This is a genomic window from Mesorhizobium sp. M8A.F.Ca.ET.208.01.1.1 (assembly GCF_004791315.1).
GTDB lineage: Bacteria > Pseudomonadota > Alphaproteobacteria > Rhizobiales > Rhizobiaceae > Mesorhizobium.
In genome coordinates this window covers 1-286 of record NZ_SRUT01000393.1, presented here as the reverse complement: position 1 = coordinate 286, position 286 = coordinate 1, and the positions used below count along the sequence as shown (strand labels likewise).

Genomic DNA, 286 nt, shown 5'->3' with positions numbered 1-286 from the left:
CTATCTCAATGCGGCGATGCAGCTGGCCAGGGCGAGTCGAGTGTCTTCGGCCTGATGCGAGAAAATCTGGACGAGCTTTCCGCGATCCTGGACCAGATTTATCCCGGGCTTCCATCAGACAAGGCGCGTTTCGAGAAGGCCTTTGGCCGGACTCTCTATGTGCACCTTTCGCGCGAGGAGAAGCTCGCGCAGGCTGTCTCCCTTATCAAGGCGGAGCAGACCGGCCTTTGGCACATCGCCCCCGATGGAGCCGAGATCCAAAGGGTCGGGCCGCCGGGAGAGCCAC

The 286-nt window shown here is 61.5% G+C and carries 1 protein-coding gene; it reads left to right on the top strand.

Annotated elements, in window-relative coordinates:
- Nucleotides 1–54 precede the first annotated feature (54 nt).
- A partial coding sequence (locus EN851_RS35810) for a Stf0 family sulfotransferase (protein WP_245520913.1) occupies nt 55–286 on the top strand: 232 nt, incomplete at its 3' end.